At 72.5% G+C, this 22,971-nt stretch carries 21 protein-coding genes, 1 tRNA gene and 1 pseudogene; 5 read left to right on the forward strand and 18 right to left on the reverse strand.

Annotated elements, in window-relative coordinates:
- Nucleotides 1-20: 20 nt before the first annotated feature.
- Both AB7J25_RS02445 and AB7J25_RS02450 read right to left on the reverse strand, forming a co-directional pair.
- The gene (locus tag AB7J25_RS02445) at nucleotides 21-1,253 is read right to left on the reverse strand and encodes a branched-chain amino acid ABC transporter substrate-binding protein (RefSeq protein WP_428504516.1); all 1,233 of its coding nucleotides are present in this window, start codon (nucleotides 1,251-1,253) and stop codon (nucleotides 21-23) included.
- Between the two features lie 259 nt (nucleotides 1,254-1,512).
- Nucleotides 1,513-2,139 carry an ANTAR domain-containing response regulator gene (locus AB7J25_RS02450; RefSeq protein WP_428504518.1) on the reverse strand — a complete coding sequence of 209 codons (627 nt, stop codon included), beginning with the start codon at nucleotides 2,137-2,139 and terminating at the stop codon, nucleotides 1,513-1,515.
- Nucleotides 2,140-2,254: 115 nt separating this feature from the next.
- Between AB7J25_RS02450 and AB7J25_RS02455 the strand changes: the two genes are divergently transcribed.
- Nucleotides 2,255-2,327 (forward strand) — tRNA-Leu (locus tag AB7J25_RS02455).
- Nucleotides 2,328-3,248: 921 nt separating this feature from the next.
- On the opposite strand, the gene AB7J25_RS02460 is transcribed toward AB7J25_RS02455, so the two are convergent.
- From AB7J25_RS02460 to AB7J25_RS02490, 7 genes are all read right to left on the reverse strand, one after another.
- Nucleotides 3,249-3,803 (reverse strand): DM13 domain-containing protein, encoded by a 555-nt coding sequence (locus AB7J25_RS02460; RefSeq protein ID WP_428504520.1) that lies wholly within the window; start codon nucleotides 3,801-3,803, stop codon nucleotides 3,249-3,251.
- Between the two features lie 56 nt (nucleotides 3,804-3,859).
- Entirely contained in the window at nucleotides 3,860-4,837 is a 978-nt protein-coding gene (locus AB7J25_RS02465) for an endonuclease/exonuclease/phosphatase family protein (RefSeq protein WP_428504523.1), read from the reverse strand.
- Nucleotides 4,834-5,184: a DUF4233 domain-containing protein gene (locus AB7J25_RS02470; RefSeq protein ID WP_428504525.1), complete on the reverse strand. Its 351-nt coding sequence runs from the start codon at nucleotides 5,182-5,184 to the stop codon at nucleotides 4,834-4,836. Before AB7J25_RS02470 ends, AB7J25_RS02465 begins: the two co-directional genes overlap by 4 nt.
- A gap of 109 nt (nucleotides 5,185-5,293) precedes the next feature.
- Nucleotides 5,294-6,787: a bifunctional folylpolyglutamate synthase/dihydrofolate synthase gene (locus AB7J25_RS02475; protein WP_428504672.1), complete on the reverse strand. Its 1,494-nt coding sequence runs from the start codon at nucleotides 6,785-6,787 to the stop codon at nucleotides 5,294-5,296.
- Nucleotides 6,781-9,480 carry a valine--tRNA ligase gene (locus AB7J25_RS02480; protein WP_428504527.1) on the reverse strand — a complete coding sequence of 900 codons (2,700 nt, stop codon included), beginning with the start codon at nucleotides 9,478-9,480 and terminating at the stop codon, nucleotides 6,781-6,783. Before AB7J25_RS02480 ends, AB7J25_RS02475 begins: the two co-directional genes overlap by 7 nt.
- Nucleotides 9,481-9,578: 98 nt before the next feature.
- A complete protein-coding gene (locus AB7J25_RS02485) occupies nucleotides 9,579-10,271 on the reverse strand; it encodes a hypothetical protein (protein WP_428504529.1) in 693 nt (230 codons plus the stop codon).
- On the reverse strand, nucleotides 10,268-10,636 hold the full coding sequence (locus AB7J25_RS02490) for an MmcQ/YjbR family DNA-binding protein (RefSeq protein WP_428504531.1): 369 nt from the start codon (nucleotides 10,634-10,636) through the stop codon (nucleotides 10,268-10,270). The genes AB7J25_RS02485 and AB7J25_RS02490 overlap by 4 nt, the downstream gene beginning before the upstream one ends.
- Before the next feature lie 62 nt (nucleotides 10,637-10,698).
- On the opposite strand from AB7J25_RS02490, the gene AB7J25_RS02495 reads away from it, so the two are divergent.
- Nucleotides 10,699-11,121: a PPOX class F420-dependent oxidoreductase gene (locus tag AB7J25_RS02495; RefSeq protein WP_428504533.1), complete on the forward strand. Its 423-nt coding sequence runs from the start codon at nucleotides 10,699-10,701 to the stop codon at nucleotides 11,119-11,121.
- A gap of 22 nt (nucleotides 11,122-11,143) precedes the next feature.
- Here AB7J25_RS02495 and AB7J25_RS02500 read toward each other — a convergent pair whose 3' ends face one another.
- From AB7J25_RS02500 to tig, 5 genes are all read right to left on the reverse strand, one after another.
- Nucleotides 11,144-11,392, reverse strand: a complete 249-nt coding sequence (locus tag AB7J25_RS02500; RefSeq protein ID WP_428504535.1) for a DUF6457 domain-containing protein — start codon at nucleotides 11,390-11,392, stop codon at nucleotides 11,144-11,146.
- A 26-nt stretch (nucleotides 11,393-11,418) separates the two neighbouring features.
- The gene (gene clpX / locus AB7J25_RS02505; protein WP_428504537.1) at nucleotides 11,419-12,696 is read right to left on the reverse strand and encodes an ATP-dependent Clp protease ATP-binding subunit ClpX; all 1,278 of its coding nucleotides are present in this window, start codon (nucleotides 12,694-12,696) and stop codon (nucleotides 11,419-11,421) included.
- Nucleotides 12,697-12,925: 229 nt separating this feature from the next.
- Nucleotides 12,926-13,555, reverse strand: coding sequence for an ATP-dependent Clp protease proteolytic subunit (locus tag AB7J25_RS02510; protein WP_428504539.1), 630 nt, complete (start codon nucleotides 13,553-13,555; stop codon nucleotides 12,926-12,928).
- Nucleotides 13,552-14,163 (reverse strand): ClpP family protease, encoded by a 612-nt coding sequence (locus AB7J25_RS02515; RefSeq protein ID WP_428504674.1) that lies wholly within the window; start codon nucleotides 14,161-14,163, stop codon nucleotides 13,552-13,554. The genes AB7J25_RS02510 and AB7J25_RS02515 overlap by 4 nt, the downstream gene beginning before the upstream one ends.
- 216 nt (nucleotides 14,164-14,379) lie before the next feature.
- Entirely contained in the window at nucleotides 14,380-15,915 is a 1,536-nt protein-coding gene (gene tig, locus AB7J25_RS02520) for a trigger factor (protein WP_428504541.1), read from the reverse strand.
- A gap of 431 nt (nucleotides 15,916-16,346) precedes the next feature.
- On the opposite strand from tig, the gene glgB reads away from it, so the two are divergent.
- Nucleotides 16,347-18,473, forward strand: a complete 2,127-nt coding sequence (glgB, locus tag AB7J25_RS02525; RefSeq protein ID WP_428504676.1) for a 1,4-alpha-glucan branching protein GlgB — start codon at nucleotides 16,347-16,349, stop codon at nucleotides 18,471-18,473.
- Between the two features lie 290 nt (nucleotides 18,474-18,763).
- Here glgB and AB7J25_RS02530 read toward each other — a convergent pair.
- Nucleotides 18,764-19,672 (reverse strand): annotated as a pseudogene (locus tag AB7J25_RS02530) (glycosyltransferase family 87 protein); the annotation flags it as partial.
- On the reverse strand, nucleotides 19,672-20,610 hold the full coding sequence (locus AB7J25_RS02535; protein WP_428504678.1) for a tetratricopeptide repeat protein: 939 nt from the start codon (nucleotides 20,608-20,610) through the stop codon (nucleotides 19,672-19,674). The pseudogene AB7J25_RS02530 and the gene AB7J25_RS02535, both read right to left, overlap by 1 nt.
- 558 nt (nucleotides 20,611-21,168) lie before the next feature.
- On the opposite strand from AB7J25_RS02535, the gene AB7J25_RS02540 reads away from it, so the two are divergent.
- Nucleotides 21,169-21,468: a hypothetical protein gene (locus tag AB7J25_RS02540; protein WP_428504543.1), complete on the forward strand. Its 300-nt coding sequence runs from the start codon at nucleotides 21,169-21,171 to the stop codon at nucleotides 21,466-21,468.
- 126 nt (nucleotides 21,469-21,594) lie between these two features.
- Here the strand turns inward: AB7J25_RS02540 and AB7J25_RS02545 are convergent, their stop codons facing one another.
- Complete coding sequence (locus AB7J25_RS02545) at nucleotides 21,595-21,897, reverse strand: MTH1187 family thiamine-binding protein (RefSeq protein WP_428504545.1); 303 nt, start codon at nucleotides 21,895-21,897, stop codon at nucleotides 21,595-21,597.
- A gap of 86 nt (nucleotides 21,898-21,983) precedes the next feature.
- On the opposite strand from AB7J25_RS02545, the gene AB7J25_RS02550 reads away from it, so the two are divergent.
- Nucleotides 21,984-22,487: a MarR family winged helix-turn-helix transcriptional regulator gene (locus AB7J25_RS02550; RefSeq protein ID WP_428504547.1), complete on the forward strand. Its 504-nt coding sequence runs from the start codon at nucleotides 21,984-21,986 to the stop codon at nucleotides 22,485-22,487.
- A gap of 76 nt (nucleotides 22,488-22,563) precedes the next feature.
- On the opposite strand, the gene AB7J25_RS02555 is transcribed toward AB7J25_RS02550, so the two are convergent.
- Complete coding sequence (locus tag AB7J25_RS02555) at nucleotides 22,564-22,692, reverse strand: hypothetical protein (protein ID WP_428504549.1); 129 nt, start codon at nucleotides 22,690-22,692, stop codon at nucleotides 22,564-22,566.
- Nucleotides 22,693-22,971: the final 279 nt, after the last annotated feature.

A 22,971-nucleotide genomic window follows, 5' to 3' on the forward strand; every position in this document is an offset into this window, starting at 1 on the left:
AAGCGGCGGGGATGCGGATACTAGCCCTGGAAGCTGCCGGTGGAGCCTTCCACCGCAACCCAGTCGCCGTCCTTGACCGTGTAGACGGTGAGCACCTTGTTCGTCGTGTCGCCGAACTCGTCGAACTTGAGCGGGCCGCTGGCGCCGGCCAGATCGGTCTTGCCGACGTTCTCGATCAGCGTGGCGCGGCTCGCGTCGCTCCACGTCCCGGTCCCCACGGTCTTGGCGAGACCGTCGATGATCACGTTCGCGGAGTCGTAGGTGAACACGCCGTACGCGCTGAACGGCTCGGCGTAGCCGGCGGCGTTGTAGGCGTCGATGAACGCCTTCGCGCTGGCCAGCGACTCGGCGGGCGCGCCGACGCTGGTGGCGAGGTCGCCCGGACGGCCACCCAGCTCGATGAACTTGGCGTCGTAGATGCCGTCGCCACCCATCAGCGGCACCGGCAGGCCGTTGGCGGCCAGCTGCGCCGACAGCGGACCCGCCTGCGGGTACTCACCGCCGTAGTAGACGGCGTCCGGATTCAGCGGCTTGATCGTCGCGATCACGCCGGAGAAGTCCGTGTCCTTCTCGCCGACCTTCTCCTGCGCGACGATCGTGGCGCCGTCCTTCTGCGCCTGCTTGGCGAACTCGGCGGCGAGCTGCGCACCGTAGGTCTTGCCGTCGTCGATCACCGCGATGTTCTTCTTACCGGCCGTCTTGACCAGGTACTGCGCGGCGAACGGGCCCTGGATGAGGTCGGTGGTGGCCACACGGAAGTAGTTCGGGAACGGCCGCACGGGGTTGGCCGGGTCCGGGCCGATCGTCAGCGTCGGGTTCGTGTTCGCCGGCGAGACCATGACGATGCTCTTGCCCGCGAGGATCGGCTGCACCGTCTGTGCTGTCGACGAGTTCAGCGTTCCGACGACGCCCACGACGTTGGGGTCCGAGGCGAGCTTCGTGGCCGCCTGGTTCGCGACCTGCGGGGTCGCCTGGTCGTCCTCGGGCTGGAACGCGAGACGGTAGCCGGGCACGGTGCACTGCTCGTTGGCCTGCTTGACCGCCAGATCGGCCGAGTTGCGCATGCCGAGGCCCAGTGCCGAGAGGCCGCCGGACAGCGGGGCGATCATGCCGATGACGAGCGTGCCCTTGCTGGTGTCGCACGATCCACCTGCGGCACCACCGGATTCCGTACGGTTCGTGCCGCAGCCTGCGAGCACCAGCGCGCCCGCCAGGACCGCGGCGGTCGCGGCGACCGTCCGCCTGCGAGTCATCCTCAAGGTTCCTTCCCTGCTGTCGCCCCGGCCGACGCTCGGCGTTCACCCGACGTTCGTGAGGGAGATGGCGTCGGCCAGCCCTCCTGCTGAGAGCGTCGCGACGCTAAGGCACCGCCGCGTCGGTGCGCAGCGGGCAGGCCGCCAGCTTTACCAGACCGCAACCCGAACGAGCGATGCGTGAAGGTGCGGGCACGCTGAGCACACGGCGCGACCACGGCAAGATCACAATGCGGACTCGAACGGATTGCGGTGCCGGTCAGGCAGGGGCGGCGAGGCCCTCGACGATGGCCTGGGCGACGGCCTTCATGGTCGTGCGGCGGTCCATCGCCGTGCGCTGGATCCAGCGGAACGCATCCGGCTCGGACATGTTCTGCCGCGACATGAGCAGGCCCTTCGCCCGGTCCACGAGCTTGCGGGTCTCCAGCCGCTCGTTGAGGTTCGCGACCTCGTCCTCCAGCGCGCGGCGCTCGGCGAAGCGCGACACCGCCAGCTCGATCGCCGGCACGAGCTCGTGGCGTGCGAAGGGCTTCACCAGGTAGGCCATCGCGCCCGCGTCGCGCGCACGCTCGATGAGATCGCGCTGGCTGAACGCGGTGAGCATCACGACGGGCGCGATCCGCTCCTCGACGATGGACGCCGCGGCGTCGATCCCGTCCACCTTCGGCATCTTCACGTCCATGATCACGAGGTCCGGCTTGAGCTCGCGGGCGAGGACGACGGCCTGCTCGCCGTCGCCCGCCTCCCCCGCGACGGCGTAGCCCTCTTCGCGCAGCATCTCGGTGAGGTCGAGACGGATCAGCGCCTCGTCCTCCACCACCAGCACGCGCAGGCCCCCGGCCGCGGTGTCCGCGGCGGCGGTCTCGTCCGAAACCTGCTGGGTCACGGGGCGTCTCCTCGTTCGTCCGGGTCGGGCGGAGGTGTTCAGGCTACCGGGCTAGGCTGGGTGCTCCGGTGTGATCCCGTGGTGTGCGACCTCGCACAACGGGTTGCCCCGCCGCGCCCTCGTAGTCCAACGGCAGAGACGATGGATTCAAAATCCATGCAGTGTGGGTTCGAATCCCACCGAGGGCACGACAACGTCCGTGGTGGTGGCCATGATCCGGGCCGGTGCCGGTCGACGAAGCCTGCCAGCCCGGGGGCGCGGTCTCACGGTCCGCGGCGTCCTCCCTGTCGGGGGGAGCTGTCAGCGGTGCGCGTCACCCCAGGGCACTGTGCCCAGGATCTCCGCTTCCGGTGCAGATGTACCGATCCGAACGGACAGGGCCACGCCTGCTCGCCCGGTGCCCTGTGCCGGCGATGACCACATCACCGTGCATCGCCGTGGCATCCGCCCGCGACGTCGGCGCCGTCGTCTCGGGTCCGCGTCGTTCCGCGGGTCGCGGCTGCACCGAGGGCGAGCCACTCCATGCTCCCCTAGCACGCCCCGGAGAATGAGGCGCACCCTCCGGATCGCGCTCCTCGCAGAGCGCCCAGCCGCACCTCGCAGACCCCAGCCGCACCTCGCAGACCCCAGCCACGCCTCACAGGCGCCGCAGCCCCTGCGAACCGTGCCCACCCCTTGTGAAGCCCCCGACGCAGACCACCGGCGCGCCCCCGGAACCAGGCCCGGCCGCCCTCGCAGACCCCGGCCACCGTTCGCAGACCCCAACCGCACCTCGCCAGACCCCAAGGGCCACCTCGCAGAGCGCCCCGCAGCACCTCGCAGACCCCAAGGTACGCCTCACAGGCGCCGCAGCCCCTGCGAACCGTGCCCACCCCCTGCGAAGCGTCCGCCGAGGGCCCGTGACGAACGGTCATCTGCCGCACGGACGCCGCGATGGCCGCGACAGCAGCGACCAGCAGCGTCCGACGGTGAACCGACGGTGATCAGCAGCGACCAGCGGTCAACCCTCGGCGGACCTCACCGCCCCACCACGTGCCACGAACCCCGCCCCGCAACCACCGGACCACGCGGACGCGCCGAGCAGATCAGGCGCCGAGACGGTGACCGGCTCAGGTGGCCGGGGTCAGCTCTGCGGCACCGAAGGAGACGTTGAAGCGGTCGCACCAGATGCTCACGCTGTTCAGCTGGGAGATGTCGACGTCGTCGGGCAGCGGGTAGTTGGAGCTGCCGATGTTGCCCTTGAGGTCGCCGAGGTCGACGTAGCGGCCGTCGTCGAAGACGTTCCACCCGTCGAGGCCCTCGATGACGGGCGCGTCGGTGATCCACACCTTGAGCGCCGGGCCGTTGCTGGTCCGCAGGTCCTCCAGGCGCACGACGCGTGAGCCGTCGGGCAGGCGCAGCACCTCGACGGTGCCGGTGGTCTCGTGCTCGTGGGTGATGAGCTGCCCGGACGCGAGGACCACCGGCTCCGTCGCGGATGCTCCGGAGGCCGTGCTGGGCAGGCCCTCCTCCACGGTCTGGTCCACGAAGAGCTTCCAGGGCTGGAAGATCGGCAGCGCCACGGCGAGCAGCACCACGAGGGCCGCACCGAGCGCCACCCACGTGGAGCGCCGCCTCAGCAGCGGACGCCGGGTGCGGAGGCGGACGGTCGGCTGCTCTCTCATGTGTCCATGGTGACCTTTACCCGGGCTTGACAACACCGCCCTCCGGTGACGAATCACTAACGCGTGCGGATCGTGACGAGAAGGCCGCGGTGGTCCGTGTGAGGGACGTCGACCAGCGCGTAGCCGGTGACCTCGCCGGCACCCGGGGTGAGCAGCACGTGGTCGATCGGCACGCGCAGCGGCCTGGCCGTTCTCGCAGGCCACGTGCCCGCGAGGCCGCGTCCGGCGATCTCGCCCGCATCGCGGCAGCCGGCGGCGAGGATCGCGCGCATCGGGGATTGGTCGAGCGTGGAGTTGAAGTCGCCGACCAGCAGGAGCGGGCCGCCGCGGGCACACTCCGCAACCAGCGGCGCATGGTCGTCCCGCCAGGCCTGCTCGGCCCCGGGGACGGGGGCGGTCGGGTGGACGGCGGTGACGGTGACCGGGCCGACGACGGCGCTGACGGTGCCGTAGCGCAGGGGCGGGCCGGGCACGAAGCGCGGTGCGCGGTCGGCACGCACGAGCATCGAGGTCGGGAACGGGCCGCCCCCGTCCGCCGGCATGTCCGGGCCGCCGGTCTCGGACAGGTAGGCGACGCCGTCCGCGGCGGCGAGCCGGACGACCTCGGCGGCGAAGGGGGCGCTGCCCTCCGGCAGGGCGACGACGTCCGCCTCGTGGCCGACCGCGAGCCGCGCCACCGCGGCGGCATCGGCCTGGCTGAGGAAGACGTTGACCGACAGCACGGTGAGGTCGGCGGGACCTGCGGCGAGATCCGCGACGGCCCGGGGTGCGATCTGGGGCACCGCGCTGGCCGCGACGAGCGCGCAGGCCAGCCCGGCGATCCGGGCGGGTCGCCACGGGACGAGCACCGCGCAGACGCCCGCGGTGAAGGCCACGAACGCGATCTGCGGCCGGAACGCGCCGAGCTGCGCGAGCGGGGTGCGGACGTCCAGCCCGGCGGCAGGTGCCCACAGCACGGCGCCGAGCGCGAGCACCACCGGCGTCGCGACGGCGCCGAACAGCGCCGCGGGCCACCACCTCCGGACGGGGCTCACCGTTGCTGGCTGGGCAGCTCGCCGCGCTCCATCCGGCGGGCGACCTCGCGGCGGAACAGCAGCAGCCCGATCCACACGAGCCCGAACACCACGCCCAGCGCACCCAGCACGGGGACGAGGAGCCCGCAGGCGATCATGGCCACCTGCAGGGCGAGAGCCAGGGCGAGGCCCCACGAGCGCCGCTGCAGCCCCGACGCGACGATCATCGCAAGCGCGAGACCGACGATCGCGGTGAGGCCGCCCGCCGTGGCTCCCTCGCCGAACTTGCTGAGCACGAGCAGCGACAGCAACACGACGATCGACTCGAGGATCAGGGTCGCGGCGAAGACGCCGCGGATACCCTTCATGGGATCCGGCGGCAGCGCACTCACACGGCACCCCCCGTCGAGAACGACGTTCTGCTGATCGACACGGCCGTTTCGGCTGCGCAACGTCGTTCTCGACGGTACCTCGCGGTCACACGGGCTCCTTGCCGAACAGCGTGCGGGCCTCCCCCGCGGTGACGACCGACCCGGTGACGACGACCCCGACCCCGGACTCACCGCCCTCCTCGGCCAGCTCGCGGGCCTGCTCGACGGCATCGCCGAGCGACGGCTCGACCACGACCCGCTCGGCGCCGAAGATCTCGACGGCGAGCGCGGCCAGCTCGTCCGGGTCCATCGCCCGTGGCGAGGCGTTGCTGGTGATGACGACCTCGTGCAGCACCGGCTCCAGCTCCGTGAGGATGCCGCGGACGTCCTTGTCCCGCAGGACCGCGAGCACGCCGATCAGCCGCGTGAACCGGAACTCCCCGAGCAGCGCGGCGGCCAGCGCACGGGCGCCGTGCGGGTTGTGGGCGGCGTCGACGAGCACCACCGGCGCGCCCCCGCCGCCCGCGACGCGCTCCAGGCGGCCCGGCGATACGACCCCGGCGAACGCGGCGTGCACGGCCTGCGGGTCGAGCGGCTGGCGCGGCCCGGCGCCGACGAGTGCCTCGGCGGCGGCGAGGGCGAGCGCGGCGTTGTCGGCCTGGTGCTCGCCGTGCAGGGGCAGGAACACCTCGTCGTACGTGCCGGAGAGGCCGCGCACCGTGAGGCGCTGCCCGCCGACCGCGATCTCGCGGTGCACCACGGAGAACTCGCTGCCGGCGCGGGCCACCTGCGCGTCGACCTCCACGCAGCGTTCGAGCAGGATCTGCGCGACGGCGGGCTCCTGCGCCGCGAGCACGGCGACCGCGCCCGCCTTGATGATCCCCGCCTTCTCGGCGGCGATGCCACGCACGTCCGTGCCCAGGTACTCGGCGTGGTCCAGCCCGACCGGGCCGATCACCGCGACGGCACCGTCCGCGACGTTCGTGGCGTCCCAACGCCCGCCCAGCCCGACCTCGACGATCGCCGCCTCGACCGGCGCGTCGGCGAACGCGGCGAACGCCATGGCGGTCAGCACCTCGAACTTGCTGAGCGCCGGGCCGCCCTGCTCCCGGGAGCGCCCGTCCACGAGCTCCACGAACGGGACGACGTCGCGGTAGACCTCGACGTAGCGCTGCGGGGTGACCGGCCGGTTGTCGACGTTGATCCGCTCGGTGGCGCGCTGCAGGTGGGGGCTGGTGTAGCGGCCGGTGCGCAGCCCGATCTCGGTGAGCAGCGCGTCCAGCATGCGTGCGGTGGACGTCTTGCCGTTGGTGCCCGTGAGGTGCACGACGGGGTAGCCGCGCTGGGGCTCGCCGAGCAGTTCCACCAGCGCGGTGATGCGCTCCAGGGACGGCTGCATGACCGACTCCGGCCAGCGCCGGTCCAGCTCCGCCTCGACCGCGAGGAACTCCGCGAACGACACGACCGACGACCCGGCCGGGACGACGTCGGGCGACTCGCCGCCCCGGATGGCGTCCAGGACGTGCGCGACCACCGCATCCTCGGGATCGGGGAGCGCACCCTCGCCCTCGGGCCCGTCGCCGGCGTGACGGCTCACGATGCCGGCAGCATCGCCAGCCGGGCGGTGACCCGTTCGATGTCCGCCGCGGCGGAGGCCCGCCGTGCCCGGATGCCGTCCACCACCTCGGCGGGCGCCTTCTCGACGAACTTCGGGTTGCCGAGCTTGCGGTCGGCCTGCGCGAGCTCCTTCTCCGCGGCGGCCAGGTCGCGGCCCAGCCGGGCCCGCTCGGCGGCGACGTCGATCGCGCCCGAGGTGTCCAGCTCGACGTGCACCGTGCGCGCCGACGCGCCTGCCTGCGCGGAGACGCCGTCGGCTCTGCCCGGCAGCGCCACCTCGACCGTCGCGGTGGCCACGAAGTCCGGCCCCGGTTCCTCCAGCCGCACGAGGGTGTGCAGCGCGGCGCGGGTACCGCCGGGGCCCGCGCCCGTCCCGGCGGCGTCCAGCCCCGTGATCCGGGCGGCCACCCGGCGGCGGTCCGGCAGGCCCTGCTCGGTGCGGAAGCGGCGGATCTCGGTGATGAGCTTCTGCAGGTCGGCGACGCGCGCCTGCGCGTCGGCGTCCGGTGCCGCCCCGGCCTCCGACGGCCACGCCGCGACGACGACGGACTCCCGGCCCGTGAGTGCGGTCCACAGCGCCTCGGTGACGAACGGCATCACCGGATGCCACAGGCGCAGCAGGGCGTCCAGGACGTGGCCGAGCACCGCGCGGGTGCCGTCCGCCGTGGCGGCGTCGACCCCGTCGGCGAGCTGGGCCTTGGCGAGCTCCAGGTACCAGTCGCACAGCTCGTCCCACGTGAAGTGGTAGAGCGCCTCCGTCGCCTTCGCGAACTGGAAGTCCTCCAGCAGCGCGTCGACCTCCTCGCAGACCTCGCGCAGGCGTCCGAGGATCCAGGCGTCGGCGTCGGTCGGGGAACCGGGCAGCGGCAGGTGCGGGGACGCCCCGTTGGCGAGCGCGAAACGGGTGGCGTTCCACAGCTTCGTGGTGAAGTTGCGGGAGGCGGCGACCCACTCGGCGGACAGCGCCATGTCCGCGCCCGGGTTCGAGCCCCGCGCGATGGTGAAGCGCAGGGCGTCCGCGCCGAACTCGTCGATCAGCTCCAGCGGGTCGATCGTGTTGCCGCGCGACTTCGACATCTTCTTGCCGAACTGGTCGCGGATGAGCCCGTGCAGGTAGACGTCGGTGAACGGCGGTGCCCCGTCCATGGCGTAGAGGCCGAGCATCATCATCCGGGCGACCCAGAAGAAGAGGATGTCGTAGCCCGTGACCAGCACCGACGTCGGGTAGTAGCGCCGAAGGTCGGCGGTGTCGTCCGGCCAGCCGAGCGTGGAGAACGGCCACAGGCCCGAGGAGAACCAGGTGTCGAGGACGTCCGGGTCCTGCGTCCAGCCCTCGCCCGACGGCGGCCGCTCCCCCGGCCCGACGCAGACGACCTCGCCCTGCGGGCCGTACCAGACCGGGATGCGGTGGCCCCACCACAGCTGCCGGCTGATCGTCCAGTCGTGCATGTTGTCGACCCAGTCGAAGTAGCGCTTCTCCAGCTCCATCGGATGGACCGTGGTGCGCCCGTCGCGCACGGCGTCCCCCGCGGCCTGCGCGAGCGGGCCCACGCGGACGAACCACTGCAGGCTCAGCCGCGGCTCGATGACGGTGTCGCAGCGCGAGCAGTGCCCGACCGAGTGCAGGTAGGGCCGCTTCTCCGCGACGATGCGGCCCTGCGCGCGCAGCTCCTCGCGGACGGCCTCGCGCGCTGCGAAGCGGTCCATCCCGTCGAAGCGCGTGCCCGTGTTCACCACGTGCGCACCCTCGTCGAGGATCGACGGCATCGGCAGACCGTGGCGGCGGCCGATCTCGAAGTCGTTCGGGTCGTGCGCCGGCGTGACCTTGACGGCCCCGGTGCCGAAGGACGGGTCGACGTGCTCGTCGGCGACCACCGGGATCATCCGGTCCACGATCGGCAGCCGGAGGGTGCGGCCGACGAGATGCGCGTAGCGCTCGTCGTCCGGGTGCACGGCGACGGCGGTGTCGCCGAGCATCGTCTCGACGCGGGTGGTGGCGACCACGACGGCGTCGTCACCGTCGCCGTAGCGGATCGAGACCAGCTCACCCTCGTCCTCGGCGTGGTCGACCTCGATGTCGGACAGCGCCGTGTGGCACCGCGGACACCAGTTGATGATGCGCTCGGCGCGGTAGATCAGGTCGTCGTCGAAGAGCCGCTTGAAGATCGTCTGGACGGCGGCCGACAGCCCGTCGTCCAGCGTGAACCGCTCTCGCGACCAGTCCACGCCGTCACCGAGGCGGCGCATCTGGCCGAGGATCATGCCGCCGGACTCGGCCTTCCACTGCCAGACGCGGTCGACGAACACGTCGCGGCCGAGGTCGTGGCGCGAGCTGCCCTCCTCCTTGGCCAGCTGGCGCTCGACGACGTTCTGCGTGGCGATGCCCGCGTGGTCCATGCCGGGCAGCCACAGCGCGTCGTAGCCCTGCATCCGGCGGCGCCGGGTGAGGATGTCGATCAGCGTGTGGTCCATGGCGTGGCCGAGGTGCAGGCTGCCGGTGACGTTGGGCGGCGGGATGACGATGCAGAACGGCGGCTTCCCGCTCTCCGGGTCGGCCTCGAAATACCCTGCCCGGACCCAGCGCTCGTACATGCCGGCCTCTACCTCGCCCGGGTTCCACTGCGCAGGCAGGGAAGGCCGGGGGAGATCGGTGCGCGGCGGCAGGGTCTCAGTCACGTCGGGGTGTCCTCGGTCGTGCGGGGATGGTGGTGCGGGCACGGGTGCCACGGCATTCCATCCTACGAGCGGCGGCGTCCGGGCCGGTCGGCCGGGCATCAGGCGGGCAGGAGCGCCGCGTGCAGGCGGTCCCAACCCAGCGCGGTGCCGAGCCGCCGGCCGCCGGCCAGTGCGGGATCGACGACGCGGACGGCGCCGCCGGTCGGCTCGTAGATCCGCCACTCGCCTCCGCCGTGGTGGCCCACGGCCAGCACATAGTGGCGGGGCACCGTCGAACCGACGAGCAGCGGCACCGGCCGCCCGGCGGCGAGGGCGGCGTCGATCCGCGCCCGCACCGACGCCACGTCGGCGGCGTCGAGGTCGTCGACCAGCCGCACCCGGTAGCGGCCAGCCGCCGGGACGTTGCGGCGCAACCACGCCACCATCGCCCACGGCGTGGTGCCGAACGCCCGCGGCCAGAACCGGTTGGTCTGGCGGTGGACCTGGCGCTGGCGCTCGTCGTAGCGCTCACCGAAGCCGCGCACCCGCCCGCCGGACAGTTGCCCGAGCTCGAGGCGGTCCAGCTCGGCCGGATCGGCCCACGCCGCGAGCGCGACCAGCACGGCGCTGCCGCAGGTCGTGGTGTCGACCTGGTCGAGGCGGCATCCGGACCGGCGCTGCTCCCCCGGCTCGCCCGAGAGCAGCGGGCGCCCGGCGGCGACGGGTCGCGCGTACGCCACCGGGCGCACCGCGGGTGCCCGCCGACGCAGCGGCCTGCCCAGCAGGCGAGCCCAGCCGCAGACCGTCCTCACGCGGGCGGCTCGTCGAGCAACCTCGCCAGCCGCTTCGGCGCGACCATGCGGTACGACGTCGCCACCCACTCCGCGATCTCCGCCCACTCCTCGTCGGTCGGGGCAGCGGGGACCACGATGTTGACCCAGCCGTGCCTGCCCAGCCCGTACCCGGCCGGTGTGGCGCCGTCGCGGGTGGCGACCACCGCCTCGGCCTCGTCGTGGGCGAGCTTCACCGTCATCGAGGTGGCGTCGGCGGAGCTGAACACGAACGTCTTGTCCCGCACCCGGAACGTCGGGTGGTCGCCCCACTCGACGACGTCCACGCGCTGCGTCTCCGGAAGCCGCGCGACGAGGTCAACGAGCCGGTCCATCGCGGTCGCCACGGCCACATCGTGGGCGCCGGACGCCCGCGCGGCAAGCGGGTGCGGGCCATAGAGTGCGTCCGGTGACGAGTCTGAGCCCGGAGGTCCGCACGTTCCTCTCCGCCGGCACCCGCACCGGGATGCTCGGTTTCACCGCAGCGGACGGCCGCCCGCTCGTCGCACCGGTGTGGTTCGTGGTGGACGGGGACGCCCTGGTGTTCAACACGGGCGCCACGACGGCGAAGGGCCGCGCGATCACCCGCGATCCCCGGCTCGCCGTGTGCGTCGACGTGCCGGAACCGCCGTACGCGTTCGTGCAGGTGCAGGGGGTGGCCGAGGTGTCGGAGGATCCGGGCGAGCTGCTGCGGACCGCCACGGCGATCGCCGCCCGCTACATGGGTGCCGGGCGTGCCGACGAGTTCGGGCGGCGCAACGCGGTGCCCGGCGAGCTCGTGGTGCGCCTGCGCCCGACGAAGGTCATCGCCAACTTCGACGTGTCGGGCTGAGCCCGTCCTACCGCGGCGCTGGTCAGTCGGTGCGCGCGGACCAGGTGCGCGCCATCTCGGACACCCGGGCGGCGAGCTCCGGGACCGCCGCCGCGCCGCCCGCACCACCGGCGGCGAGCCCGACCAGGAACGCCGTCACCGGTGCCGCAGGGCGCGCCACCTCGTGCGCGACGTCCTTCGTCATGTCCAGGACGACCGCGGTGAGCGCCGCGGTGTCGGTCGACTCGGGCAGGCCCAGCTCCCGGCACACGGCCGCGGTCCACTCCGTCATCGTGCTCATGATCGTCGGGTGGATCCTCAGGCGGACCGGTCGCGACGCTCCCGACGCGACGGCACGCGCGGCACGATCGTCGGGTTGACGTTCTCGCGGACGTTCTGCTCCTTGATGACGACCTTGGCCACGTCGTCGCGGCTCGGGATGTCGTACATCACCGGCAGGAGCACCTCTTCCATGATCGCCCGCAGGCCGCGCGCCCCGGTGCCGCGCAGGATCGCCTGGTCCGCCACGGCCTCCAGCGCGTCGCCGGTGAACTCCAGCTCGACGCCGTCCATCTCGAACAGCTTCTTGTACTGCTTCACCAGCGCGTTGCGAGGCTCGGTGAGGATCTTCACCAGCGCGTCCTTGTCCAGCGCGGTGACGGAGGCGACCACCGGCAGGCGGCCGATGAACTCGGGGATGAGGCCGAACTTGATGAGGTCCTCGGGCATGGTGTCGGCGAAGCTCTCCGACGCCTCGACGTCGCGACGCGACCGGATCTCGGCCCCGAAGCCGAGCCCCCGGCGGCCCACCCGGTCGCCGATGATCTTCTCCAGGCCCGCGAACGCGCCCGCCACGATGAACAGCACGTTCGTGGTGTCGATCTGGATGAACTCCTGGTGCGGATGCTTGCGCCCGCCCTGCGGCGGCACCGACGCGGTGGTGCCCTCGAGGATCTTCAGCAGCGCCTGCTGGACGCCCTCACCGGAGACGTCACGGGTGATCGACGGGTTCTCCGACTTGCGGGCGATCTTGTCGACCTCGTCGATGTAGATGATGCCCGTCTCGGCCCGCTTGACGTCGTAGTCGGCGGCCTGGATGAGCTTCAGCAGGATGTTCTCGACGTCCTCGCCCACGTACCCGGCCTCGGTGAGGGCGGTGGCGTCCGCGATTGCGAACGGGACGTTGAGCAGCTTCGCAAGCGTCTGCGCCAGGTAGGTCTTACCGCAGCCCGTAGGACCGAGCATGAGGATGTTCGACTTCGCGAGCTCCACGCCGTCGCCGTCGCCGCGGCCCTTGTCGCCCGCCTGGATGCGCTTGTAGTGGTTGTAGACCGCAACCGAGAGCGTGCGCTTGGTCTCGGACTGGCCCACGACGTACTGGTCGAGGAAGTCGTGGATCTCGGCGGGCTTCGGCAGCTCGTCGAGCTTGACCTCACCGGCCTCCGCCAGCTCCTCCTCGATGATCTCGTTGCACAGATCGATGCACTCGTCGCAGATGTAGACGCCGGGGCCGGCGATCAGTTTCTTGACCTGCTTCTGGCTCTTGCCACAGAACGAGCACTTGAGCAGGTCACCGCCGTCACCGATGCGTGCCATGAGTGCAGACCCCTGATCCCATCTGACGCTGACCCGTCCGGAGGAACCGGGGGGCGCGTACCTCGTGACGGTACCCGTCGAACCTGTCCGCCGGGGAGCATCCGCAGGCCCCAGTTCGGAAGTGTCGGCGGGCGGTCGGTGCCGGGCCCCCGTCGGCCCGGCACCGTGACGTCGATGTTCACATCCTCGTCGTGCACATCGTCGTCGTTCAGATCGTCGTCGCGTCGAGCTAGGGCACCGCCGACAGCTTGCGGCTCTGGATGATCTCGTCGATGATGCCGTACTCCTTGGCCTCCTCGGCCGTGAGGATCCGGTCGCGCTCGATGTCGTCGTGCACCTGCTCCGGAGTGCGCCCCGCGTGCTTGGCGAGCGTCGTCTCCAGCAGCCTGCGCATGCGGGTGATCTCCGCGGCCTGGATCTCCAGGTCCGACACCTGGCCGTAGAAGCCCTCGGTGGCCGGCTGGTGGATCAGGATGCGGGCGTTCTGCACCGCGAGCCGCCTGCCCGGCGTGCCCGCCGCCAGCAGCACCGCGGCCGCGGACGCGGCCTGGCCCAGGCACACCGTCTGGATGTCGGGCCGGATGAACTGCATGGTGTCGTAGATCGCCATGAGCGACGTGAACGACCCGCCCGGCGAGTTGATGTACATGCTGATCTCGCGGTCCGGGTCCGCCGACTCCAGGCACAGCAGCTGCGCCATGACGTCGTTGGCGGACGCGTCGTCGATCTGCACGCCGAGGAAGATGATGCGCTCCTCGAACAGCTTGTTGTACGGGTTGGACTCCTTGACCCCGTAGCTGGTGCGCTCGACGAACGAGGGCAGGACGTACCGCGACTGCGGTGGCTGGTAACCGGTCATCGGCCGTGTCCGTTCTGGGAGGTCGCGTCCGGCAGCTGGCCGGCGCGGGAGATCACGTGGTCCACGAAGCCGTACTCGAGGGCCTCCTGCGCCGAGAACCACCGGTCCCGGTCGAAGTCCGCGGTGATCCGCTCCACGGTCTGCCCGGTGTGCGAGGCGATCAGCTCGGCCATCTCACGCTTGTGCCGGCGGAACAGCTCCGCCTGGATGGCGATGTCGGACTCCGTGCCGCCCACGCCCGCCGACGGCTGGTGCATGAGGATCTGGCAGTGCGGCAGCGCGTAGCGCTTGCCCCGGGCGCCTGCGGAGAGCAGGAACTGCCCCATGGACGCGGCCAGGCCCATCGCGTAGGTGGCCACGTCGCACTCGATGAACTCCATCGTGTCGAAGATGGCCATCCCCGCGGTGACCGAGCCACCCGGCGAGTTGATGTACAGCGAGATGTCCGCGGTCGGGTCCTCGGCCGACAGCAGGAGCATCTGCGCGGCGATCCGATTGGCGATGTCGTCGTCGACCTGCTGGCCGAGCACGATGATCCGCTGCTGGAGAAGCCGCTCGTACACCGAGTCGGACAGCGTCATCGACGCGGGCGCACCGCCCCGCCGCATGACCGCCCCGATCGAAGGGTTCACGTGTGGTTCCTGCCTTTGCTGGTCTGCTCGCGTGGGCTCGCGGCGTTCCTGCGGCCCCGTGACGTGTCGAAAGTGGTGGGTCGGCCCGTCCGAGCCCGTCCCGGTCGACCCTACGCGCGCGGCCGGGCCGCGTACGCGCTCGGCCCGTCGTGTTCGCTCTGGGCATGGCCCCGGACCGGCGGGCGGCCCTCGTCAGGTGGTGGCGGCGGCCTTCGACGTCCCGGCGTCCGCGGCCGGCTCCGCGTCCCCGGCGGTGTCGGCCGCCGTGTCGACGACGTCGCCCGCCTCGTCCGCGGTGTCCGTCTCGTCCGCTGCGTCCGTCTCGTCCGCTGCGTCCGTCTCGTCCGCGATGTCAGCGGTGTCCGTCTCGTCCGCGAGGTCAGCGACGTCCGCAGCCGGCCCCTCGTCCTCCCCGAGCAGGTCGGAGAGATCCACCGCGGTCCCGGCCGCGTCGGTGACCGTGGCCGCCCGCACCGCCGTGATCAGCGCCTTGCTGCGCCGCACGTCGGAGTAGATGGCGCCGAGCTGGCCCGCCTCCTGGATCCGGCGGACGAACTCCTCCGGCGGCATCTGGTACTGCTGCGCCTGGTAGACGATCCGCTCGGTGAGCTCCTGCTCGCTCACCGAGACCTCCTCGGCGTCGGCCAGCGCGTCCAGCACCAGCCGGGCCCGCACCGAGCGCTCGGCGTCCTCGCGGACCTCCGCGTCGAACTCCTCGCGCGTTTTGCCCTGCGCCTCGAGCACCTCGGCGAAGCGTCCCTCGTCGTGGTCGAGCGAGTGGATGGCGCTGTGCGTGGCCTGCTCCACCTCGTTCGCGACGACGCTCTCCGGCAGCGGCACCTCGGTGGCGTCGAGGATCGCCTCGAGCACCTTGTCCCGCGCCTGGGTGGCCTGCTCCATCCGCTTGACGTCGGCGAGCCTGCGGCGCAGGTCCTCGACGAGCTCGTCCAGGGTGTCGAACTCGCTGGCGAGCTGCGCGAACTCGTCGTCAGCCTCCGGCAGCGACCGCTCCTTCACCGCGGTGACCGCCACGGTGACCTCGGCGTCGCGGCCCTCGTGCTCGCCCGCGACGAGCTGCGTGGTGAAGGTCGTCGACTCCCCCGCCGACAGGCCGGTGATCGCCTCGTCGATGCCGTCGATCAGCCCGCCCTGGCCGACCTGGTAGGAGAACCCGGACGTCTGGGCCTCGTCCACGGCCTCGCCGTCGACGGTGGCCGACAGGTCGATCTGGACGAAGTCGCCCGACTGCGCGGACCGCTCGACGCCGGTGAGCGTGCCGAACCGGGCGCGCAGGTTGTCCAGCTGCTCGGTGACCTGCTCGTCCGTGACGTCGCCCGCGTCGACCGTGACGGTGAGCGAGTCCAGGTCCGGCAGCGTGATCTCCGGGCGCACGTCCACCTCGGCGGTGAACGCGAGCCGCTCACCGTCCGCGATCTCGGTGACCTCGATGTCCGGGCGGCCGATCGGGGTGACACTCTCGTCGGCGGTGACGGCCTCCGAGTACTTCGTGGGAATCGCGCCGTTCACGACCTCGTCCAGCACGACGTCGCGGCCCAGGCGGGCCTCCAGGATCCGGGCCGGCGCCTTGCCGGGCCGGAAGCCCGGGATCTTGACCTGCTTTGCGATCTTCTTGTAGGCGCGGTCGAAATCCGGCTTGAGCTCGTCGAAGGGCACCTCGACGTTGATCCGGACGCGCGTCGGGCTCAGGCGCTCGACGGTGCTCTTCACGGTGGGACTCCTCAGGAAGACTGGTTCGTGCTGGTTCGGTGCCGGGTGCGGCTCCGGGCCGCACTGGGCGGGCGAGGAGCTGCATCGGGCGAGCACGGCGCCGCCGCTGCCGCGGGGCGTGCGGCCCGCACGGACGGTGGGCGACCGGACTTCCCCGCGAGTCTAGGCGAGACCGCCGACGATCCGACGCCCGACGTCCGTGCATCGTCGCGGGCCCGGCGCGGCACGCCTCGGAGGCGCCCACCCTGCAACAGGCCTAGGGTTGCCCGGTGGCTACCGACGACACCAGGACACGGTCGAGCCGGACCCTCGACGAGCCCGCCGACGGCGCTGCCGCCGAGGTCGGCGCCGAGGGCCCCGTCGATCCCTGCCCCCCGGACCGGCAGACCGTCGAGCGCCTCCTCGGCGGCGCGCACCACGACCCGCACTCCGTGCTCGGAGCGCACAGCCACCCGGACGGCACCGTCGTGCGCGTCCTGCGCCCGCACGCCGACGAGGTGCACGTCGTGCGCGGCGCCGGCACCCCGCAGGAGGAGCGCCACCCGCTCGTCCGCGTCCACGATTCGGGCCTGTTCTCCGGTGTCGTCCCCGGGCCGCCGTCGGACTACCGGCTGGCCGTGCGCTACGGCGGGCGCGTCGACGTCGTCGACGACCCGTACCGCTGGCTGCCCACCCTCGGCGAGGTGGACCTGCACCTGATCTCGGAGGGCCGCCACGAGCGCCTCTGGGAGGCCCTCGGCGCCCACGTGCGCACCTACGACACCCCGGCTGGCCCGGTCACCGGCACGAGCTTCGCCGTGTGGGCGCCCACCGCGCAGGGCGTGCGCGTCACCGGGGACTTCGACGGCTGGAGCGGCTGGGCGCACCCCATGCGGGTGCTCGGCACCACCGGCGTCTGGGAGCTGTTCGTCCCGGCCATCGGCTCGGGCACCCGCTACAAGTTCCGGATCCTCGGCCGCGACGGCCGGTGGCGCGACAAGGCCGATCCCCTCGCCTTCGCCACCGAGCTCCCGCCCGCCACCGCGTCCGTGGTCTGGGAGTCCCACCACGAGTGGGGCGACGAGACGTGGATGCAGGCGCGGGCCGCCCGGGCCTGGCACGCCGAACCCATGAGCATCTACGAGGTCCACATCGGGTCCTGGCGCCAGGGGCTGGGCTACCGCGAGCTCGCCGATCAGCTCATCGACTACCTCGACGAGACGGCGTTCACCCACGTCGAGCTGCTCCCCGTCGCCGAGCATCCCTTCGGCGGCTCCTGGGGCTACCAGGTCACCTCGTACTTCGCGCCGACGTCGCGGTTCGGCACCCCGGACGACTTCCGCTACTTCGTGGACCGCCTCCACCAGGCCGGCTACGGCATCATCGTGGACTGGGTGCCCGCGCACTTCCCCCGCGACGAGTGGGCGCTCGCCCGCTTCGACGGCACGCCGCTCTACGAGCATGCCGATCCGCGCCGCGGCGAGCAGCCGGACTGGGGCACGCTCGTGTTCGACTTCGGCCGCACGGAGGTGCGCAACTTCCTGGTCGCGAACGCCCTCTACTGGATCGACGAGTACCACGTGGACGGCCTGCGGGTCGACGCGGTCGCCTCCATGCTCTACCTGGACTACTCCCGAGCGGACGGCCAATGGCTGCCGAACGTCCACGGCGGCCGCGAGAACCTCGACGCCGTGGCGTTCCTGCAGGAGATGAACGCCACCGTCTACAAGCGCCACCCCGGCGTCGTCACGATCGCGGAGGAGTCCACCGCGTGGCCCGGTGTCACCCGGCCCACCCATCTCGGCGGGCTCGGCTTCGGGTTCAAGTGGAACATGGGCTGGATGCACGACACGCTGGACTACGCCGGGCGCGACCCCGTGCACCGCTCCTTCCACCACAACCAGATGACGTTCTCGCTCATGTACGCCTTCAGCGAGAACTTCGTGCTGCCGCTGTCGCACGACGAGGTCGTGCACGGCAAGGGCTCCCTGTGGACGCGCATGCCCGGCGACGACTGGAACAAGGCCGCGAACCTGCGTGCCCTGCTCGCCTACATGTGGGCTCATCCGGGCAAGCAGTTGCTCTTCATGGGCGGCGAGCTCGGCCAGGTGCAGGAGTGGTCGGAGTCGCGGTCGCTGGACTGGTGGCTGCTCGAGAACCCGCTGCACGCCGGGATCAGGTCGCTCGTCGGCGACCTCAACCGCGCCTACCGCAGCCACTCCGCGCTGTGGAGCCGCGACGTCGGCCCCGAGGGCTTCTCCTGGATCGACGCGAACGACGCCGCCAACAACGTGCTCAGCTTCCTGCGCCACGGAGCGGACGCGGACGGGCGCGAGACCGTGCTCGCCTGCATCGCGAACTTCTCCGGACGCCCACACGAGCACTATCGCGTCGGGCTGCCGTTCCCCGGCCGGTGGCGCGAGGTCGTCAACACCGATGCCGGCATCTACGGCGGTTCGGGTGTCGGGAACCTCGGTGTGGTGGTCGCGGAGAACGCCTCCTGGCACGGGCGGTCCGCCTCGGCGACGCTGCGCCTGCCCCCGGCGGGGGTGCTCTGGCTGGTCCCCGAGGGCGGCTGAGCACCGCTGTGAACACCGCTGCGGGCGGTGGCGAGCAGCACGAGCCACCACCCGAGCAGGATCGCCGAGTACAGCGACAGCGGGACCGCCTCGTCGGGAGCCCACTCGGCACCCCACGACACCGGCACCAGCGACGCCGCCAGCAGGGCCGCCGCCACCAGGCGGCGCCCCTGCGCGGCCACGACGAGCGCACCGGGCATCAGCAGCAGCAGGTAGTTGTGCCACGCGATCGGCGAGAACAGCAGTGCCGCCGCGAGCACCGCCCACGGCGCCGTGCCGGCCGGGTCGATCTCGCGACGGTGTCGCGCGCACCAGAGCAGCGTCCCGGCCAGCAGCAGCAGGCCCATGGCGCTGCCCACCGCCGTCGGCACCCCGAACCGGGCCGCGAGCCCCGGCAGCGACGCGTTCGCCTCGACCCCCGGCACCGCCTCGGTGAGCGCGATCGCGAACCACTCCCACGTCGCGGCGGGCCCCGCCAGCAGCAGCCCGGCGAGTGTCGCGCCCGCGGCGGTGAGCAGGCCCGCCCGCAGCGGCACCCACCGCCGCTGCGCCAGCGCCAGGAGCAGGATCGGCGCGAGCGAGGGCTTGAGCGCGACCGTCAGCCCGTAGCAGCACGCGGCGAGCACCGGATGCCCCCGCCGCTCGGCGATCCAGCCCGCCACCAGCCCCACCAGCAGCAACCCGTAGATCTGGCCGAGGACGAGCGTGCCGTGCAGCGGTGACGAGGCCAGCACCGCCGCCACCGTGGCCGCCGACACCCACGGACCCAGACGCAGCTCCCGGGCGACCGCCACCATCGCGAACGCGACCATCACGAGCGTCAGCACGGCGAACAGCCGGTACGCGGTGAGCGCGTCCAGCGCGGCGAACGGCACCAGCAGCACCGTCAGCACAGGCGGGTTGAGGTTCGTGAGCTTCGCCGGGGTGTCGTAGAGATCGGCGCCCTGCACGAGTGCGACGGCGGACTGCCAGAACGTGTCGAAGTCGACGTGCAGCTCGTACATGTCCGTCGACGGCAGCAGCGTGACCAGTGCATCGGGGTGCCGGACGTGCAGCAGCAGTGTCGCCGCCAGTGCCGCGACCGCCACCGCCGCGGCCAGTGCCGGAACCACGGCGGGGACCATCGCGGCCGACAACCCGGCGACGCCGGGGCGCACCGGTGCGCCCCGCTCCGTTTCCGGCGTGCGGAGCGACCCCATCAGAACAGCGCGCGGGCCAGCGCGCGCCGGGCCGCCGTGACGCGCTGGTCGTCGGGCGGGAACAACTCGAACAGGCCTACGAGGTGCTCGCGCACCCGGTCGCGGTCGGCCCCCGCGGTGCGCGCCACGGCGGCGACAAGGCGGGCGAACGCCGCGTCCACCCGGTCCAGCGCGAGCTCGGTGTCCGCGGCGGCGAGCTGCGCGTCCACGTCGTCCGGGTCCGCGTCCGCACGGGCGGGGGCGTCCGGATCGGCCGATTCGGCCCGCTCCAGGAACCGCACCTGGGCGATCGCGGCCTGCGCCTGCTCGTTGGCCGGCTCCTGGGCGAGGATGGCCTGGTAGAACGCCTCCGCGCCGTCGTAGTCGCCCTGTTCCAGGGCCTCCTCGGCGGCGGCGAAGCGCGGGTCCTCCGGCTCCTCCTCCACCTCGGCGGGGGCACTGCCGCCCTCCTCGGCCTCGCGGATCGCCGGCATCCGGTCGCGCAGGGCATCCAGCAGCCGACTGATCCACTCGCGGACCTGAGGTTCGGGCATCGCGCCGTTGAAGGCGTCCACCGGCTGGCCGCCGACCACGGCGACCACCATCGGGATCGACTGCACGCCGAACGCCTGCGAGATCCGCGGGTTCGCGTCGACGTCGATCTTGGCGAGGACCCAGGCGCCGTTGCCCGCGGCGGCCAGCCGCTCCAGCACCGGCGAGAGCTGCTTGCACGGACCACACCACGTGGCCCACAGGTCGACGACGACCGGGACCTGCAGCGACCGCTCCAGGACCTCGGCCTGGAACGTCTGCTCGGTGACGTCGACGACGAAGCGGCCGTCGCCCGCCGCGCTCGCCGACCCGGGAGGAGCGCTCTGCGCGGGCGCGCCGGCCGGACCGGGCCTGCCGGCCGCCTCGGCGCGAGCCTTCAGCGCGGACAGGTCGACCGCGCCGGCCATGGCACGCGACAGCGCGGCCGTCTGGGCAGCCTGACGGGGATCGGGACGAGTCACGCGACCATCCTGGCACGTCCGACCACGCCGCCTCACAGGTGGCGAGGTCCCCGCAGAAGTCCTCGCAGCGGTCCTCACGGAAGTCCTCGCAGACTCGCGGTACGCCACGCAGATGCTGCAGACCGTGCAAGGCGTGTTCGAGCCCTGCGAAGGGTGGCTGCTCGGCAGACCGGACCGGCCCAACCCGGCCCGGCGCGACGACCCGACGCACCTGCCGGCCCCGGATGACCCGTCCACCCCCGGCGTGCCCCGGTCTCGTTCGGTCCTGCCCTGCTGCTCCTCTCGTGGCTCGCGCGAGCGGCCCGTCCACCGTACGGCGGATCATCGGCGTCGGACGGCCCCGACCGTCGGACACTGCGTCGCGACAGCATCACCGGACCGGCGGAGCATCGGCGGACCGCGGCAGTCGTTGATCGGTACGCCGGCGCGATCACGTGAGATCGCGCCTCCGAGCACGTTCCCCGCCCGCCGCCACGTCGCGGCTCCCCGAGCGAAGGACCCCGCATGAGCACGGACAACACGACCGACCGTCTCCTCGCCGACGCCCGCGAGAAGACCGCGCGGGACGCGAGCCCCACGCTGGGCAAGGTCGCGCTGATCCTCGGCGTGATCGCCCTCGTGGCCTGCCTCGTGCCGATCGCCGCCTGGGTCCTCGGCGTCGTGGCCGCGGTGCTCGGATTCGTCGCGATGAAGCGTCCGGCGTCGGCCAAGCAGGGGCGGATCGGCCTCATCCTCGGCGTCGCCGCGATCTTCGCCGGCATCTTCGTCTTCAACCTGCTCGCGAGCGGCATCATCCGCTTCTGACGTCGCGCGGACGTCGGAAGGCGCCGCTGTTTCGTGCCCGCCGGGCACGACGCGTCCGTGTGAGGGCGGGGCCGGGAGGTCCCGCCCTCACACCGTCTCGGAGCCGGTCGACTGCGAGGGCGGGCCTCAGCCCTCCCCCAGCGCCCGCTCGACCCGCTCCACCTTCGACCTGAGCTGACCGGTGTGGCCGGGGCGGATGTCGGCCTTCAGCACGAGGCTCACCCGTGGTGCGTGGGCCTGCACGGCCTCGACGGCACGCTTCACCACGTCCATCGCCTCGTCCCAGGTCTCGGCCTCGATCGTGGTGAACATGGCGGTGGTCTCGTTCGGCAGACCCGACTCCCGCACGACCCGCACGGCATCCGCCACGGCGGTGCCGACGCTGTCCGATCCGGTGCCCGAGGGCGCCACGCTGAATGCGACAAGCATGCTCGCCAGCCTGCCGCACCCCACCCGGGTGGCGTACCTCCGAGCCTGCCGGGGACGGAGTGGACGCGCTGCTAACGTCGCCGACCATGTCCGCCCGCAGGCCCCTGCCGTTCGACCCGATCATGCGGGCGGCACAGCTGTGGGACGAGCGTGTGGGCCCCTCGGGCACGATGGCTGCCGTCACCAGCGTGATGCGTGTGCAGCAGATCCTGCTGTCCGCCGTGGACAGCGCGTTGCGCCCGCACGGGCTCACGTTCGCACGGTATGAAGCACTGGTCCTGCTGAGCTTCGCCCGCACCGGGAAGCTGCCGATGCGGGTGATGGGTGAGCGGCTGCAACTGCACCCGACGAGCGTGACCAACATCGTCGACCGGCTGCAGGCCGACGGGCTCGTCCGCCGCACCCCGCATCCCACCGACCGCCGCACGACCCTCGTGGAGATGACCGCGGAGGGCGCCGACCGCCTGGAGGCCGCGACCGCGGCCGTCACCGGTATCCGGTTCGGCCTCGCCGGGCTCGACGACGAGGACCAGCGCCTGCTCACCGATCTGCTGAGCCGCGTGCGTCGGGCGGCGGGCGACTTCACCTGATCCCGGCGCTCCCAGGCGCGGCGGCGGGCCCGCTCCGGCCCGGGCGCCCCTGGCAGGACCGCGGGCGGGCACGCCGCTAGCCCGCAGCTCCGATCGGCGCCCCGCACACCGGCGCCACCCGCACACCGTCCACCGCGGCGCCACCCGCCCACCGCGGCGTCACCGACGCCGCCACGACCGCGGCCCGTGCGGACGTCCCGGCCACGCCCGCATCGTCCCGCGCGCACGCCGCCGCCCCGCCCTGCGCGCTCCGCGGCCTGCCCGCCGCGGCGCGTCGGCCGGCCCGTCCTCCCCGCTCGCGGCCCGACGCGCGGCCCTGCGGCGCCGCCTGCGGTCCACCGACCACGCCGTCGCGACCCCCGTGGCCGATCCCGCCAGCACGCACGCCGAGCACGTCGTCACATCCATGTCTCCCCCTCTGACCTGCTGTTGACTTCCCATTGCGTCAACGGCGTTGACAGTAGCCCCGGGGTCCGACATTCTC

The sequence above is a fragment of the Pseudonocardia sp. genome, from assembly GCF_050246655.1.
In the GTDB taxonomy this organism is placed as follows: domain Bacteria; phylum Actinomycetota; class Actinomycetes; order Mycobacteriales; family Pseudonocardiaceae; genus Pseudonocardia.